Source organism: Streptomyces sp. NPDC042100 (assembly GCF_055582325.1).
Genome location: NZ_JBVJDK010000001.1, coordinates 551,983 through 569,001 on the forward strand (window position 1 = coordinate 551,983; position 17,019 = coordinate 569,001).

The following is a 17,019-nucleotide window of genomic DNA, read 5'->3' on the forward strand; positions in this document are numbered from 1 at the left end:
AGGGATCGACGAGGGGACGCATGTCGGAGGCGGAGCAGTCGCGGGACACGGGGCAGGACCCCCGGCGGGACGCCCCTGCGGGGGCCGCCACCGACGGCGACCGGGGCACTGTTCCGGCCGCGCGCAAGGCGGACCGGGACAGGACGACGGACAGGAAGGACCCGGCCGGAGCGCCTGGGGCCGAGGACGCGGCGGGCGCCGCGGGACCCGAGGACGCGGCCGGGGCCGCCGGGGCCGCCGGTGCGACCCGTTCCGCCGGTGGGGCTGACGGTGCCTCCGGTGGGGCCGACGCGGCCGATGAGTTGGGCGCGGCGGATTCCCGGGATCCCCGTGATCCCCGGGACGCCGTGGGCGCGGGCTCCGGGGCCGGTGGCCGGTCGGGCGCGGACCTGACCAAGAAGCGCGGCACCCCGGCCGCCGGGAGCTCGACCGACGGGGCCGCCCCCGCCACCGGCTTCGGCGCGGACCTGGCCGACGTCGACGCGAAGCGCGCCGCCGGAACGGGCGGGCGCACCGGCCGTGCTGACGCCGCGTCCGCCGGAGGCAGGCTCCTCGCCGGGCGGTACCGCCTCGGGGTCGTGCTCGGCCGAGGCGGCATGGGCACCGTGTGGCGGGCCGTCGACGAGACGCTCGGCCGGACGGTCGCGGTCAAGGAGCTGCGCTTCCCCAACAGCGTCGACGACGACGAGAAGCGACGCCTCATCACCCGGACCCTGCGCGAGGCCAAGGCCATCGCCCGGATCCGCAACAACGGCGCCGTGACCGTCTACGACGTGGTCGACGAGGACGACCGCCCGTGGATCGTCATGGAGCTCATCGAGGGCAAGTCCCTCGCCGACGCCGTGCGCGAGGACGGCACCCTCACCCCGCGCCGCACCGCCGAGGTCGGCCTCGCCATCCTGGACGTGCTGCGCTCCGCGCACCGCGAGGGCATCCTCCACCGCGACGTGAAGCCGTCCAACGTGCTGATCGCCGAGGACGGCCGGGTCGTCCTCACCGACTTCGGCATCGCCCAGGTCGAGGGCGATCCGTCGATCACCTCCACCGGGATGCTCGTCGGCGCCCCCTCGTACATCTCGCCCGAGCGGGCCCGCGGCCACAAGCCCGGCCCCGCCGCCGACCTCTGGTCGCTCGGCGGGCTGCTGTACGCGGCCGTCGAGGGCAGCCCGCCGTACGACAAGGGCTCCGCCATCGCCACGCTCACCGCGGTGATGACCGAGCCGGTCGACCCCCCGAAGAACGCGGGACCCGGGCTGGAGAAGGTCATCTACGGCCTGCTCGCCAAGGACCCCGACCAGCGGCTCGACGACGCCGGGGCGCGGGTGCTGCTGCGCGCCGTGCTCGACGCGCCCGAGGCCCCGCCGGAGCCGTCCCCCGAGGAGACCAGGGTCGTCCGGCTGCCCCCGCTCCCCGAGCGCCCGCCGGCCGCCCCGACGGCGCCCGCCCGGGAGAAGCCGGCCCGCGAGAAGACCGGCGAGACGGCCGACCGGATGCGCGGCGCCCTCAAGTCCGTGCGGAACGCGGCCGCGGCCAAGCCGGAGCCCGAGCGGCGCCCCGGCGCCCCGGCCCCGGTCCGGCCCGCGCAGTCCCGCGCCTCGCTCACCGACGTCGTCCCGCGCCGCACCCTCGTGATCATCGCGGCGGTCGTGGTCGCCGCCCTGCTCGGCACGATCCTGTACGTCGCCCTCGGCGGCGGCCAGGACGGCGCCGACGAGGGCAAGGGCACCAACGGCGGCACCACGGCCTCGGCCGGTGCCTCCGGCGGCAGCCCGGGCACCGACACCAACGCCTCTGGCGGCGGCCCCAGCCAGCAGGGCGGCGGCGACAAGCCGACCGGCACCACCGGCGGGAAGGGCGGCACCACGCCCGGCGCCACCCCCGGCGGCGAGCGGACCGGGGGCGCGGAGCTGCCCGCCGGTTATGTGACGGTCACCAACAGCCGCTTCCACTTCCAGATGGCGATGCCCGCCTCCTTCAAGCTGGCCGCGATAGCGGGCCAGAACTCGGGCGGCATCTTCCACGCCGGAGGCACCGGCTTCCCGCGCGTCCAGGTCGACTTCAACGACAGCCCGCGCGACGACGCCGCGGCCGCCTGGAACCTGGCCAAGGCGGCGGTGGCCGCGTCCAGCAACGGCTACAAGCACATCGGCATCCGCCCGGTCGCGTACAAGGGCTATCCGACCGTCGCCGACTGGGAGTTCGAGCGCGACCAGAACGGGAAGCGGATCCGGATACTCAACCGGGGCTTCAAGGTCGACGCCGACCACGGCTACTCGATCATGGTCAGCTGCCAGGCCGACACCTGGGACGCGCCGGAGTGCAAGACGCTGCGCGAGACGGCGTTCGCGACGTTCAGCCCCAAGGACTGACGGGCGCACGTATGGTGAAAGACCCCGGGCCCCAAGGCCCCGGGTCACGGGGGACGGCAAGGCGCGGGGGGAGGCGTCGTGGACGACTACGCGGGAAGGGTGCTCGCGGACCGCTACCGGCTGCCCGTACCTCCGGACGACGCGTACGACCTGGTCGAGACGCGCGCGTTCGACACCTACAGCGGACAGGAAGTCCGGATCCGGCAGGTGCCGCTGCCCGAGGTCGTCGACGCCGAACTGGTCGGCGACGAGCCCTATACGGCCCCCGGCCGGGCCACCCGCCGCCCCGCCGACCCCGGCGTCCGGCGCGCCCTGGAGGCGGCCCAGGCCGCCGCGCAGATACCCGACCACCCGAGGCTCGACCAGGTCTTCGACGTGTTCGCCGAGGCCGGTTCGCTGTGGATAGTCAGCGAGTCCCTGCCGGCCACCCCGCTCTCCGAGCTCCTCGCCGAGGCCCCGCTGAGCCCCTACCGGGCCGCCGAGATCGGCTCCGACCTCCTCACCGCCCTGCGCGCCCTGCACGCCCACGGCTGGACCCACCGGAACGTCACACCGCGCACGGTCCTCGTCTGCGACGACGGCCGCGTCGTCCTGACCGGCCTCGCCGCGGGCGCCGCGGAGGAGGCCCTGTGCGGTTACGCCCCGGTGCCGATCCCGGACGACGAGGAGCTCTCCTTCGGCCCCCGCCCGTCGGCGGCCGTCCCCGATGCCGCCGATGCCGATGCCGACATCGACTACGCGGACCACGCCGCCGAGGCCGACGCGGACGCCGCCTTCGACGGTGACGGCGACGGCGACGGTGGTGCGCACGACCCGTACGACGACCCGTACGACGACGCGTACGACGGCCACGGTCCGCACGGACGGCACGAGACGTACGACGGCCGTGACGCGAGCGACGCCGACGCGTACGTGACCGTGTACCCGCCCGCCCACGCGGGCGGCTACGGGGACGTCTACGAGGCCGACGCGCCCGCCCGCGAGGACGTCGCCGCGCTGGAGCCGGGGCCCGCCGCGGACCACCGGGACGAGCTCTACGGCCCGGCCGGCACCTGGCGGCCCGAACCCGCCGAGGAAGCGCCGAGGGAACCGGCGGACTTCTACGGGCCCGAGCCCGCCGGCACGCCCTACGGCCCCGCCCGGGGCGAGGGCGCGCGGTCCGGGACGCCCGCCGCGCCGCCGGTGTCCGGTACGCCGTCCGCCGCGGAGGTGCGGGCCGCGCGGGCCGGGGCCATCGCCGCGTACCGGGCCGGGGCCCGCGCCGCCGCCCGGCTCGGCGAGACCGGCGCGCTGCCCGTCCAGCGCCCGGCCGCCCCGGCACCCGCGCCCGCGTCCGGGGCCGCGCCCGAGCCCACCCCGGAGGCACCGGGCGGACCCGCTCCCGAGCCCCGGCCCCCCGCCCAGCCCCCGGCGCCCCCCGTCGCCCCCGCCGCGCACCCCTCGCCGCAGTGGTGGGCGCGGACGGAGGCCGACGACGAAGACGACGAGGACGACGAGCACGACGAGCACGACGAGGGCCGGGACGACGACGGGGCCGGGCCGCCGCCCCGCGCGTACCTCGCCGGGACCTGGAGCGACGGTCCGCACGCCTCGCGGGACGGCGGCGGCCGGTCCGTCCCGGCGGGCGGCGGCGGGCTGCCCGCGCTCCCGGCCGGGTACACGGCGGCGGTCCCCGCGCCCGCGCCCGTACCGTCCCCCGCGGGCCCGGTGGGCGGCGGCCCGGTCTACCGAGGCCCGGTCACCCGGCTCGCCGCCGAGCGGGCCCGGCAGGCGCGGATGGCGGTCGTCGGCCCCGTCACCGAGCGCTGGGCGCCCGAGCAGGCGGGCCCGGTCCACGAGCACTGGCGGCTCGCCCCGCCCATCGGCCCCGCCACCGACCTGTGGGCGCTGGGCGCGCTGCTCTACCGGGCCGTGCAGGGCCACGCCCCGTATCCGGAGGACAGCGCCGCCGAGCTGGTCCAGCTGGTCTGCGCCGAGCCCCCGGCCTTCGCCGAGGAGTGCGGCCCGCTGCGCCCGGTCGTGGAGTCGCTGCTGCACCAGGACCCGACCGAGCGCCCCGACGTCGAGGTGCTGAGCGGCTGGCTGCGCTCGCTGGTGCGCTCGGCGCCCGAGCCGGAGGCCGGGCTCGGCGCCCTGCCGCTGCCGCCGCCCGACGCGGCCCGGCTGCCCATCGTGCGCCGCCGCGGCGAGCTGGTGCGGCGGCGGCGCGGCGGCGCGGCGGGTGGCCGTCACCGGCACGCCAAGGGCGCCGTCCCGCGCCAGGGCCGCCGCGCCGAGGAGGCCCCGGCCGGCCCCGAGGCGCACGCCGGCCACGAGACGGCGGACCTCCGGCAGCCGGAGTACCGGGGTGAGCACCGGGGCGAGCACCGGGGGGATTTCCGGGGCGAGTACGGGGGCGACTTCCGCGACGACCTCCTGCGGGACTCCTTCCACGAGGAGATCCCGCAGCGCCCCGCGCGGAGCGCCAAGGCCCCCCGGAGCTCGGGTTCGCCGCGTTCGCTCGGGCGGATCCTGCTGCTCCTGATCCTGCTGCTGTTCGGCGGGGCCGTGGCGTACGCGATGGTCGTCATGCCCGGGAAGGGCGAGGGGAAGCCCCCGGCCGCCGCGCCGTCCGGCAGCACCGCCCCTTCCGCGTCCGGGAAGCCCTCGTCCTCGCCGTCCGCGAAACCCTCCGGGACGCCGTCCACCGCGCCCCCGCGCACCACCGCCCCGCCGGCCGGCACGGGCGCCGCGCTCGCCCCCGGGTACGCCGTGCGCAAGGACCCCGAGGGCTTCGAGGTCGGCGTCCCGCGCGACTGGCGGCGCAGCCCGATCAACGACGCCGGGCAAGTGCGCTACACGGGCGGCGACTTCACGCTGATCGTGGTCCCGGGCCGGGACACCGTCCAGGCGAACGGCTCCGACCCCATGGCGTACCAGCGGACCAAGGAGCGCGAGCTCCAGCCCTGGCGGGACTCCTCCTGGTCCAGCGCCTCCGGGCTGCGCCGGATCGACATCGGCCGACAGGCCATGGCGGTGGGGCAGTTCACCTGGCAGGACAGCACGGGCCGGGAGGTGTTCGTGCGCAACCTGGCCCTGATCGAGGGCGGTCGCTACCACGTCGTCCAGGTCATCGGCCCGGAGAACGAGCGGGACAAGGTGTCGGAGATCTACGACCAGGCGGTGAAGGCGTACCGGGCGACCCGCTGACACCCGGTCGGACCACGGGGCGGGCCGGGGTCCGTCGTCCGTCGGACCACCGGGCGGGCCGGGTCCGTCGGTCCGTCGAACCACCGGGCGGGCCGGGGAACGAACCGCCGAGCGGCCGACGCCCCGCCGGTCACAGTGTTGTTCCACAACCCGCCCCGAGGTTCCGTGCCCCGCACCCCCCTCCGTAACCTTGCTTCCGAGCAAACAGGCGGGGGCACGTGGAACATTCTGAGAGCACCGGCACCGGACTCCTGCTCGCGGGCCGCTACCGGCTGGGCGAGTCCATCGGGCGCGGCGGCATGGGCAAGGTCTGGCGCGCCCATGACGAGGTGCTGCACCGCGTGGTGGCCGTCAAGGAGTTGACGGCGGGCCGGTTCGTGGCGGAGGCCGACCGGCTGGTCCTGCACGCGCGGACCCAGAAGGAGGCGCGCGCGGCGGCCCGGATCACCCACCCGGGCGTGGTCACCGTGCACGACGTCCTGGAGCACGACGACCGCCCGTGGATCGTCATGCAGTACGTGGACGGGCCCTCGCTCGCCGACGCGGCCAAGGAGTCCGGCACGATCGAGCCGCGCGAGGCGGCCAGGATCGGGCTGCACGTGCTGGGCGCCCTGCGCGCCGCGCACGCGGCCGGGGTGCTGCACCGGGACGTGAAGCCCGGGAACGTGCTGCTCGCCCGCGACGGACGGGTCCTCATCACGGACTTCGGGATCGCGGCGATCGAGGGCGACTCGTCCATCACCCGGACGGGCGAACTCGTGGGCTCCATCGACTATCTGGCACCCGAACGGGTCCAGGGCGGCGACCCGGGCCCCGCCTCCGACCTGTGGTCCCTGGGCGCCACGCTGTACGCGGCGGTGGAGGGCGGCTCGCCGTTCCGCCGAGGCTCGCCGATCAGCACCATGCAGGCCGTGGTGACGGAGGAGCCGCCGTACCCGGAGAAGGCCGGTCCGCTCGCGTCCGTCATCGTGGCGCTGCTGCGCAAGGACCCGGCGCTGCGCCCCCGCGCGGACGAGGCCGAGCGGATGCTGCTGGACGCGATGGAGGGGCGTGCGCCCGAGGCCGCGCAGGCGTACGTGCCGACCCAGCGGATGGGCGCGGAGGAGCTGGCCGCCGCCGCGCCGTCGGCGACGACCCCGCTGCCCGTGCCGCTGGACGGGTCCGGCACCGCGCCGGAGGGGCCCGCCCCGGCGGCCTCCTCCTCCGAAGGCGACGGCGCCACCGTCCCCGTACCGCCCGGCGGAACGGGCAGGGCCGGTCGGCCCGGCGGCCCTGGTGTCCCCGCCGCATCGGGCGCCTCGGGCACCCCCGCCGCCGGCCGGGGCCGCTGGCGCGCCACGCTGCTCGCGGCCGTCCTCGCGGGGCTGCTCGCGGGCGGCGCGGTCTTCGCCGCGATGACCCATCTGGACGGGACGGGCGGGACCGGCGGGACGGGCGGGAAGACGGACGATCCGTCCGCCACCGCGACCACCGGCAAGGACGCGCAGGGCGCCAAGGGCGGGCCGGACGGCAAGGACCAGGCCGCGGGCGGCGTCCCGGCGGGCTGGGAGCGGGTCGTGGATCCGGAGGGCTTCAGCCTCGCGGTCCCCAAGGGCTGGAAGCGCCGGATGGACGGCGACCAGATCGACTACACGCCGGACGACGGGAAGCACCGCATCCGGATCAGCATCGACCGGTCGCCGGACTTCGAGAACCCCTACATGCACCTGCTCGACCTGGAGAAGATCGTGGCCCGGCGGGCCGAGTACCAGCGGGTGCGGCTGACCCAGAACACCTTCCGGGACCGGGTGAATTCGGCTGTCTGGGAGTTCACCTGGATCGAGAAGCAGACCCACCCGGGGCCCCGGCACGCCATCGACCAGGTGTACTACGACGACGAGGGCGTCGAGTACGCCCTGTACATGGCCTCGCCCGAGGACGGCTGGGACCGGACCCGCGAGCAGTTCGACATCGTGAAGAAGTACTGGCGGGCCCCCGGAGACCCCGTAAGCCCCTGATCAGGGCTTATGTGCCAGTGAACGCTGGCGCGGTGGGGGAGGGGGGTGAAAAGGCGTTACTCACGGGTACCCAAAGGGCGGAACGCGTCCTACGCTCGCCTTCATGACGGACTCGCAGGCACTGCCCACCACGGCCCCCCTCGGCACCAACCCCGTCGCCCCCGCCCCCGCCGGGGCGCGCAAGGCCGCCGACGTGGTCACGCCCGAGCTGATCGCCCGCCTCACCCGGGGGGTCGCGGGCTCCGGCCGCACCGCCAACCACACCCCGTTCACCGGGGCGAAGCTGGCGGACCTGCCCGAGTCCGCCCCCGAGGACGTCGCCGACGCCTTCGCGCGCGCCCGCGCCGCCCAGGGCGCCTGGGCGGCGACCCCCGTCCGGGCCCGCGCGGCCGTGCTGCTGCGCTTCCACGACCTGATCCTCCGGCGGCAGGGCGAGATCCTCGACCTCATCCAGCTGGAGACCGGCAAGGCCCGGCTGCACGCCCACGAGGAGGTGCAGTCGGTCGCGGTCGCCGCCCGCCACTACGGCCGCTCGGCCCCCGGCTATCTGCGTCCCAAGCGCCACACCGGTGTCGTGCCGACCCTGACCAAGGTCACCGAACTGCGCCAGCCGCGCGGGGTCGTCGGCCAGATCGCGCCCTGGAACTACCCGCTGGAGCTCTCCGTCGGCGACGCCCTGCCCGCCTTCGTGGCCGGCAACGCCGTCGTGATGAAGCCCGACACCGAGACCGCGCTGACCGCCCTGTGGGCCCGCGACCTGCTCATCGAGGCCGGCCTGCCCGCCGAGGTCTTCCAGGTCGTCCTCGGCGAGGGCCCGGTCGTCGGCCCCGAGGTCGTCCGGCACGCCGACTACGTCTCCTTCACCGGCTCCACCCGCACCGGCCGCGAGGTCGCCCAAGGCGCCGCCGCCCGGCTCGTCGGGGTCACCCTGGAGCTCGGCGGCAAGAACGCCATGATCGTCCTCAAGGACGCCGACATCGAGAAGGCCGCCGCGGGCGCCGTCCGCGCCTGCTTCTCCTCCGCCGGCCAGCTCTGCATCTCCATCGAGCGGCTGTACGTCCACGCCTCCGTCGCCGACGCCTTCCTGGAGCGCTTCGCCGCCCGGACGAAGGCCATGCGGCTCGGCAACTCCCTCGCGTACGGCGCCGACATGGGCTCCCTCGTCGGCGAGCGGCAGCTGGAGACCGTCACCCGGCACGTCGACGAGGCCGTCGCCAAGGGCGCCAAGCTGGTCGCCGGCGGCGTCGCCCGCCCCGACATCGGCCCGCTCTTCTACGAGCCGACCATCCTCGACGGCGTCGAGGCGCCGATGGCCGTGTGCACCGAGGAGACCTTCGGGCCGGTCGTCTCGATCTACCGCTTCAGCGACGAGGACGAGGTCGTCGAGCAGGCCAACGGCACCCCGTACGGCCTCAACTCCTCGGTGTGGACCACCGACTCCCGCCGCGGCCACGCCCTCGCGGCCCGGCTGCGCACCGGCACCGTCAACATCAACGAGGGCTACGCGCCCGCGTACGGCAGCGTCCGCGCCCCCATGGGCGGCATGAAGGACTCCGGTCTCGGCCGCCGCCACGGCTCCGAGGGCATCATGAAGTTCACCGAGGCCCAGACCGTCGCCCAGCAGCGGGTGATGCCGCTCGCGCCCTCCTTCGGGATGGACGACGAGAAGTACGCGGCCTTCATGAGCACGTCCCTGAAGGTGATGAAGGCCCTCCGCCTGCGCTGACCCGCATCCCGTTCGCGCCCGTCCGCCGTCCCCGTCCGCCGTCCCCCCTTCCGTACGAGGAGAGCCATGACCGAGGTACCCCCTGCCCAGAATCAGGCCGAGGACGGCCCGGCCGGCGGCTCGGCCGACGACGCGTACGACTACGACGTCCTCGTCGTCGGCTCCGGCTTCGGCGGCTCGGTCACCGCCCTGCGCCTGACCGAGAAGGGCTACCGGGTCGGCGTCCTGGAGGCCGGCCGCCGCTTCACCCGGGCGACCCTGCCCAAGAACTCCTGGGACCTGAAGAACTTCCTCTGGGCCCCCTCCCTCGGCCTCTACGGCATCCAGCGCATCCACCTGCTCGGCAACGTCATGGTGCTGGCGGGCGCGGGCGTCGGCGGCGGCTCCCTCAACTACGCCAACACCCTCTACGAGCCGCTCGCGCCCTTCTTCGAGGACCCGCAGTGGAAGGACATCACCGACTGGCGCGAGGAGCTCGCCCCGTACTACGACCAGGCCAAGCGGATGCTGGGCGTCCGGCTCAACCCGACGATGACCCCCTCCGACGTGCACCTCAAGGCCACCGCCCAGGCCATGGGCATCGGCGACACCTTCCACATGGCCCCGGTCGGCGTCTTCTTCGGCGACGGCTCCGACTCCGACGGCTCGGAGCGGGTGAAGGCGAAGCCCGGCGGTGAGGTCGCCGACCCGTACTTCGGCGGCGCGGGCCCCTCCCGCAGGGCCTGCACCGAGTGCGGCGAGTGCATGACCGGCTGCCGCCACGGCGCCAAGAACACCCTGAACGAGAACTACCTGTACCTCGCCGAGAAGGCGGGCGCGGTCGTCCACCCGATGACCTCGGTCGTCGCCCTCACCGAGGACTCGCGCGGCGGCTACGCCGTGAAGACCCTGCCGACCGACAACCGGAAGAAGGGCGCCGGGCGCACCTTCACCGCCCGCCGGGTGGTCGTCGCGGCCGGCACGTACGGCACCCAGACCCTGCTGCACCGGATGAAGGACACCGGGCTGCTGCCCCGGATCTCGGGCCGGCTCGGCGAGCTCACCCGCACCAACTCGGAGGCCCTGGTCGGCTCCCAGACCACCGACCGCCGCTACCGCGCGCGGCACGGCAAGGACCGGGTCGACTTCACCAGGGGCGTCGCGATCACCTCGTCCATCCACCCGGACGAGAACACCCACATCGAGCCCGTCCGCTACGGCAAGGGCTCCAACTCCATGGGCGGGCTCACCGTCCTCCAGGTGCCCTACGGCGCCCACCGGGTGCGCAACTGGCTGGTCGAGCTGGTCAAGCACCCCTCGCTCGCGGCGCGCTCGCTCTCCAACCGGCGCTGGTCGGAGCGGACCATCATCGGCCTGGTCATGCAGTCTCTTGACAACTCGCTGACGACTTTCCGCAAGCCCGGCGGCCTCGGCAAGGGCCTGCTCACCGCCCGGCAGGGCCACGGCGCGCCCAACCCGACCCAGATAGAGGCGGCGACCCGGGCCGCCGCCCTGATGGCCGAGGAGATCAACGGCTTCGCCGGCTCCAACATCGGCGAGCTCATGGGCACTCCGCTCACCGCGCACTTCCTGGGCGGCTGCCCGATCGGGGCGGACGCGGCCACGGGCGTCATCGACCCGTACCACCGGCTCTACGGGCACCCGGGCATCTCCGTCGTGGACGGCGCCGCCGTCTCCGCCAACCTCGGCGTCAACCCCTCGCTGACGATCACCGCGCAGGCGGAGCGGGCCATGTCCTTCTGGCCGAACAAGGGCGAGGAGGACCCGCGGCCGCGCCAGGGCGAGACGTACGTGCGGGTGGCGGCCGTCGAGCCGAAGTCCCCGGCGGTCCCGGCGGAGGCCTTCGGTGCCCTCAGGCTGCCGTTCCTCGGGATGCCGGCGATGCCGCCGAAGAAGGTCTGAGCCGCTCCGGGCGACCGGTTCCAGATAAGAGGAAAGGGCGCTGCACCCCCCTCCGAGTGCAGCGCCCCTCCAGCTTCTGGGTGGTGCTGCATAGATGACCGGTGACCTGGGGGATTGGTTGTAGCGCTCTCATGAGATCTTCATGTGACGCGTGTCACATCCCCTGGGGTCGGTACGCGCAGGGGCCCCGCGTCGCGATTCCGGTCGCGGTCGCGGGGCCCCTGGGGAACGCGGCGCCGGGGGAGTGGAGTGCGCCGCTGGGGAGGGAAGCGAGGGGGAGCGGGAGGAGCAGGGGGAGCGGGTGGTGCGGGAGAAGGCGGGGACTGCTGGGACTGCGGGGGCTGCGGGAGGGGGGAGCGGGACGGTGTGGGGGGTCTCGGGTCGATCGGCCGGGTGCGGCCGGCCCCGGGCGTCCCCGGGACCGACCGCCCTTTCTGGGTGACCGGGCTGCTGTCCCCTGCCGTCCGGTCACATGCGCTGGGGCGAGGTCCCACGACGTACCAGAGGTACGTCACACGCCCCAGCGAAGCCACGCGTGGTCTCATTCGGGCCCGCCCCTGGCTGGCACGGACAACACCACCAACGAAGCGGCGCCCGGCCCGGTCACGCGCCGTACGGGTGAGGGCGCGACCGAACTCGGGTGCGGGGGCGCACCCCCGGGGCCCGCCGGCCGGACCCGGCTCAGATGCGGCCCCGGCACAGCTCCAGCATCGTCATCGCGAGCGCGGTGCCCGGCTTGCCCAGCGCGTCGCGGTAGTGGCCGAGGACCTCCATCTCGCGGGCCAGGTTCACCCGGCGCCCGCCGGACGAGATCCGGGCCTCCTGGATGACCGCCGAGACGGCCACCCGTTCCTGGATCAGGCCGATGATCCGGTCGTCGAGCGCGTCGATGCGCTCGCGCGCGTCACCGATCAGCGCGGCCGCCTCGCCGGTGCGGGCGCCGGTCTTCTCGGCCAGGGTCGCGGCGGCGTCGACGGCGGTGGCGGTGGTCGCCGTGGTGCGCGTGGTGGTGGTCGTGGTCGTCATGTCGGGGCTCCTGGTGGTGTCGGGGGCCCCGGGCGATCCTGACCCGGAAACGACGGACGCCCCGGGCCTTGTCGGCCCGGGGCGCCTCGGAAGTCGCTTGTCAGTTGCTCAAGCAGCACGACCATGGCAGCCGGTGGGCCGGTTGCCATAGGTAAAGACGTAGGTCGTGAGCTCGCGCATGGGGACAGTATGGACCCCTTTGGGAGCCGAGGGGCAATCCGGGTTCGGATGGTGAGACGAAAACCGGCCGTGGCTCGCCGGTAGAATCGACAAATAGCCCCCCTTCGGGGGAACCGCTCCTACCGCCGGAAGGCCGCCGTAGTGTCATCAGCGACCCCCGCTGCCGCGCCCGACGTCGTCACCAACCCGGACGTAGTCCTCGTTGTCGACTTCGGCGCCCAGTACGCCCAGCTCATCGCCCGCCGCGTCCGTGAGGCCCGGGTCTACAGCGAGATCGTCCCGTCCACCATGCCGGTGGCCGAGATGCTGGCCAAGAACCCGAAGGCGATCATCCTCTCCGGCGGTCCCTCTTCGGTGTACGCCGAGAACGCCCCGCGCCTGGACCGCGCGATCTTCGAGGCCGGAGTCCCCGTCTTCGGCATGTGCTACGGCTTCCAGCTGATGGCGACCACGCTCGGCGGCACCGTCGACAACACGGGCGCCCGCGAGTACGGCCGTACGCCGCTGCACGTCTCCAAGGCCGGCTCCACCCTCTTCGAGGGCACCCCGGTCGAGCAGTCGGTGTGGATGTCGCACGGCGACGCCTGCTCCGCCGCCCCCGAGGGCTTCAGCGTCACCGCGTCCACCGACGTGGTGCCCGTCGCCGCCTTCGAGAACGACGAGAAGAAGCTGTACGGCGTCCAGTACCACCCCGAGGTGCTGCACTCCACGCACGGCCAGCAGATCCTGGAGCACTTCCTCTACCGAGGCGCCGGCATCCAGCCCAGCTGGACCACCGGCAACGTGATCGAGGAGCAGGTCGCCGCGATCCGCGCCCAGGTCGGCGACAAGCGCGCCATCTGCGGCCTGTCCGGCGGCGTCGACTCCGCCGTGGCCGCCGCGCTCGTCCAGAAGGCCATCGGCTCGCAGCTCACCTGCGTCTACGTCGACCACGGTCTGATGCGCAAGGGCGAGACCGAGCAGGTCGAGAAGGACTTCGTGGCCGCCACCGGCGCCAACCTGGTCGTCGTCGACGCCCAGCAGCGCTTCCTCGACGCGCTCGCCGGCGTCTCCGACCCGGAGACCAAGCGGAAGATCATCGGCCGCGAGTTCATCCGTGTCTTCGAGCAGGCGCAGCTGGAGATCCTCCAGGAGGAGGGCCCCGAGGTCGCCTTCCTGGTCCAGGGCACCCTGTACCCGGACATCGTCGAGTCCGGCGGCGGCACCGGCACCGCCAACATCAAGTCGCACCACAACGTGGGCGGCCTCCCCGACGACATCGAGTTCGAGCTCGTCGAGCCGCTGCGCCAGCTGTTCAAGGACGAGGTCCGGATGGTCGGCCAGGAGCTCGGCCTGCCCGAGGAGATCGTCCAGCGCCAGCCGTTCCCCGGCCCCGGCCTCGGCATCCGCATCGTCGGCGAGGTCACCAAGGAGCGCCTGGACCTGCTGCGCGACGCCGACGCCATCGCCCGCGAGGAGCTGACGGCCGCCGGTCTCGACCGCGACATCTGGCAGTGCCCGGTCGTGCTGCTCGCCGACGTCCGCTCCGTCGGCGTCCAGGGCGACGGCCGCACCTACGGCCACCCGATCGTGCTGCGCCCGGTCTCCTCCGAGGACGCCATGACCGCCGACTGGTCGCGGCTGCCCTACGAGGTCCTCGCCAAGATCTCCACCCGGATCACCAACGAGGTCGCCGACGTCAACCGCGTCGTCCTCGACGTGACGAGCAAGCCGCCGGGCACCATCGAGTGGGAGTGACCCCGCCCCGCGCGTGAGCGCGCGCGAAGGAGCGCCCTGATGGGATCGCCCAGGTGTGATCGCCCAGGTACGCGTGCCCTCGTGCGAGCGCCCGAGACCGCCGTCCCCGTACGCCACGGGGGCGGCGGTCCGCGTTTCCGCGCGGGGCCGCGCTTTGGTCCGTACGGGCTCTGGTGACTTATGGGGACGGGCGTTACCTTCCGGCGCATGACCCAGATACCGGTGCCGGTGCCCGTGCCCGTCGAGCAGCTCCACTTCGCCATGCCGCCCGTCCACGCGACGGCCGCCGAGGAGCGCACCCACCGCAAGCAGCGCCTGGCCGCCGCGCTGCGGGTCTTCGGGCGCCTGGGGTACGAGGAGGGGGTCTCCGGCCACATCACCGCGCGCGACCCCGAGCACCCCGACTGCTTCTGGGTGAACCCCTTCGGCGCCCCCTTCGCCGAACTCACCGCGAGCGACCTGATCCTGGTCGACGGCGAGGGGCGGGTGGTCTACGGCGCCCACCACGTCAACCAGGCCGCGTTCACCGCCCACGCAGAGGTGCACCGGGCCCGGCCCGACGTCGTCGCGGTCGTCCACACCCACTCGACGAGCGGGCGGGCGCTCGCCGCGCTCGGCGACATGATCGACCCGATCACCCAGGAGGCCTGCGCCTTCTACCAGGACCACATCCTCTACGACGCCTACACGGGCGTCACCGTGGACCCCGAGGAGGGCCGGCGGATCGCGGTCGCCCTCGGCCCCTGCAAGGCGATGGTGCTGCGCAACCACGGGCTGCTCACGGTGGGCTCCTCCGTGGACGCGGCGGCCTGGTGGTTCATCGCCATGGAGCGCTGCGCCCAGGTCCAGCTCGCCGCGCGGGCGGCGGGAAAGCCCGTGCTCATCGACCACCGCGACGCCGTCGCCACCCGCGAACAGCTCGGCAGCGACCTCGTCGCCTGGATCAACTACCAGCCGCTGTGGCGGCGGATCAGCCGCACGGAGCCCGAACTCCTGTCGTAGAACGTGTCTTTACGTCAATGTGATGACTCTTCAATCACTCCCGCGCGGGGTGTGCAGAGCCCCCCGAATGCGCACGAGGTACGGCACAATTCCCAGGAATCAACAGTGAGTTGACCGAGCCGGCGGCGGGCGGGCCGGGCGAACGGGAAGTGGGCGGCGCCGTGGCGGTGCAAGAGGCGAGACAGTGCGGGGCCGATCAGGACGGCGGCGACTGCCCGCACTGCGAGGGCTCCGGCCACCGGCGCGCCGTCGCCGCCTTCCTCGCCCGCCGCGACGAACTCGCCACCGGGCACGGCGTCCCCGCCGCCCTCGCCCACTCGCCGGTCGCCTCCCGGCAGTGGGTCTCCGACGAACTCGCCCAGTCCGCCCGCACCGTCACCGCGCGCGGCCGGGAAGCGGGCGCGGCCCGGCCCGGCCGGGTCTACCGAGGCACCCTCGCCGCCGTCTGGGGCGCCGTCCTCGCGCTGCTCCTCGGCCAGGCCCTCACCGCCGTCGGCACCGGCTGGACCGGGACCCGCACCGCCGCGCTCGGCGCCGCCGTCCTGCCCGCCCTCGCCCTCACCGCCGCCGCCCGGCTGCACCGCGAGCGAGGCGGCGTCCTCGCGCCCCTCGTCGGCGAGGACCGGCGGCTCTCCACCTCCCGCGCCGTCGCCGCCTGCTGGCTGCTGCTCTGCGTCTACGCCGTGCTGCTGCTCTCCCTCCGGCTGGCTGCGGGCGCCCCCGGCGTCGACCTCGGCCTGCGCCGGGGCGCCGGGCTGCTCGTCGTCTTCGGCGCGGTCTCCTGTGTCGCCGTCACCGCTCGCCTGATCGTCTCGCTGCGGGTCGCCGCCCGGCGGCTCCAGAAGGTCCGCGCCGACCGCCCCCGCCCCGCCGACCTCCTCTGCGACGACGACGGCCGCGCCTGCCTCACCGACGCGCAGTACGTCCTGGTCTCCGCCGCCGTGCTGCTGCTCGCCGCCGTCCGGCTCGGCCGCACCCCGGACCGGCTGCCCGAGCTGCCCTGGTCGCTCGTGCTGCTGCTCGTCGTCTCCGCCGGGATCTACCTCGCCGCCAAGTGCGCCGAGGGCGGGCGGCCGAAGATCTTCTCGGTGGTCCGGGCGCGTGAGGCGGGCGATCTGGACGCCCCGATCAGGACCGGCGACGACATCGAGATCCGCGGCACGGGCTTCGTCCCCGCGGGGGCGGCCGGTCCGGAGCCGCTGACCCGGCTGGTCGTCCGGATCGGCCCGGTCCACGCCCACGTCCCGCTGGTCCCCGTCCCCGGCGGCTTCGCCAACCCGGCCGACACCGAGCTGACCGTGCCCCTCCCGGTCGACGTCGAGCCCGGCCGGGTCGAGGTCTCGGTCGTCACGGCCGCCGGGGTCGAGACCAACCGGGTCACGATCGACGTCGTCGACTGAGCCCCACCCGCCCGGTCACAGGGAATCCGAGGAGAATCGTTCCTCGGACCCGGCCCGCGCGACGGCGCGACCGGTGACGCACGCAGGAACCGCGCAGGAGCCGCGCAGGAAGCGGTCAGAACGCGGTCAGGAAGCGGTCAGGACGCGGGGCACGGAGAGGCGGCCGGAGATGACGGGACGAGCGGACGACGGAGCGATGAACCCGGACGGAGGGTCCGGGGACCTTGGCGCTGGGGGAGCTGGGGGAGCTGGGGGAGCTGGAGGCGCTGCAGGAGCTGGGGGTCCTGGGAATGTTGGGGGCGCTGGGGGTTCTGGAGGCTTCGGCGGCGCTGGCAGTCCTGGGGGCCCCGGGGGATCGGGTGGCTCCGGGGGGCGCGGTGGCCTCGGCGGGACCGGGACCGGGACCGGGCGCGGGGCAGGCGCCGGGGCCGGCGCCGGTGCCGGGGGCGGGGCAGGCGCTGGGGCCGGGGCCCGGTCCGGTGCCGAGGCCG

The 17,019-nt window shown here is 74.7% G+C and carries 9 protein-coding genes; 8 read left to right on the top strand and 1 reads right to left on the bottom strand.

The features are described 5' to 3' along the window. The first annotated feature begins 20 nt into the window (after positions 1 to 20). The 5 genes from ACZ6J5_RS02700 (at position 21) to ACZ6J5_RS02720 (ending at position 11,183) form a co-directional block, all read left to right on the top strand. Positions 21 to 2,369 (top strand): serine/threonine-protein kinase, encoded by a 2,349-nt coding sequence (locus ACZ6J5_RS02700; protein WP_469386857.1) that lies wholly within the window; start codon positions 21 to 23, stop codon positions 2,367 to 2,369. 78 nt (positions 2,370 to 2,447) lie between these two features. After that, on the top strand, positions 2,448 to 5,558 hold the full coding sequence (locus tag ACZ6J5_RS02705) for a protein kinase (RefSeq protein WP_469386859.1): 3,111 nt from the start codon (positions 2,448 to 2,450) through the stop codon (positions 5,556 to 5,558). 218 nt (positions 5,559 to 5,776) lie between these two features. Continuing rightward, positions 5,777 to 7,555 carry a serine/threonine-protein kinase gene (locus tag ACZ6J5_RS02710; RefSeq protein ID WP_469386861.1) on the top strand — a complete coding sequence of 593 codons (1,779 nt, stop codon included), beginning with the start codon at positions 5,777 to 5,779 and terminating at the stop codon, positions 7,553 to 7,555. Positions 7,556 to 7,658: 103 nt separating this feature from the next. Beyond that, complete coding sequence (locus tag ACZ6J5_RS02715; RefSeq protein ID WP_469386863.1) at positions 7,659 to 9,281, top strand: succinic semialdehyde dehydrogenase; 1,623 nt, start codon at positions 7,659 to 7,661, stop codon at positions 9,279 to 9,281. Positions 9,282 to 9,347: 66 nt separating this feature from the next. Continuing rightward, complete coding sequence (locus ACZ6J5_RS02720; RefSeq protein ID WP_469386865.1) at positions 9,348 to 11,183, top strand: GMC oxidoreductase; 1,836 nt, start codon at positions 9,348 to 9,350, stop codon at positions 11,181 to 11,183. 681 nt (positions 11,184 to 11,864) lie between these two features. On the opposite strand, the gene ACZ6J5_RS02725 is transcribed toward ACZ6J5_RS02720, so the two are convergent. Next, the gene (locus ACZ6J5_RS02725; RefSeq protein ID WP_469386866.1) at positions 11,865 to 12,209 is read right to left on the bottom strand and encodes a chorismate mutase; all 345 of its coding nucleotides are present in this window, start codon (positions 12,207 to 12,209) and stop codon (positions 11,865 to 11,867) included. Between the two features lie 321 nt (positions 12,210 to 12,530). Here ACZ6J5_RS02725 and guaA point away from each other — a divergent pair, with 321 nt between their 5' ends. From guaA to ACZ6J5_RS02740, 3 genes are all read left to right on the top strand, one after another. Then, positions 12,531 to 14,126 carry a glutamine-hydrolyzing GMP synthase gene (gene guaA, locus ACZ6J5_RS02730; RefSeq protein WP_469386869.1) on the top strand — a complete coding sequence of 532 codons (1,596 nt, stop codon included), beginning with the start codon at positions 12,531 to 12,533 and terminating at the stop codon, positions 14,124 to 14,126. Positions 14,127 to 14,333: 207 nt separating this feature from the next. Then, on the top strand, positions 14,334 to 15,128 hold the full coding sequence (locus ACZ6J5_RS02735; protein ID WP_469386872.1) for a class II aldolase/adducin family protein: 795 nt from the start codon (positions 14,334 to 14,336) through the stop codon (positions 15,126 to 15,128). A gap of 161 nt (positions 15,129 to 15,289) precedes the next feature. Beyond that, positions 15,290 to 16,528: a hypothetical protein gene (locus ACZ6J5_RS02740; protein WP_469386874.1), complete on the top strand. Its 1,239-nt coding sequence runs from the start codon at positions 15,290 to 15,292 to the stop codon at positions 16,526 to 16,528. Positions 16,529 to 17,019 lie beyond the last annotated feature (491 nt).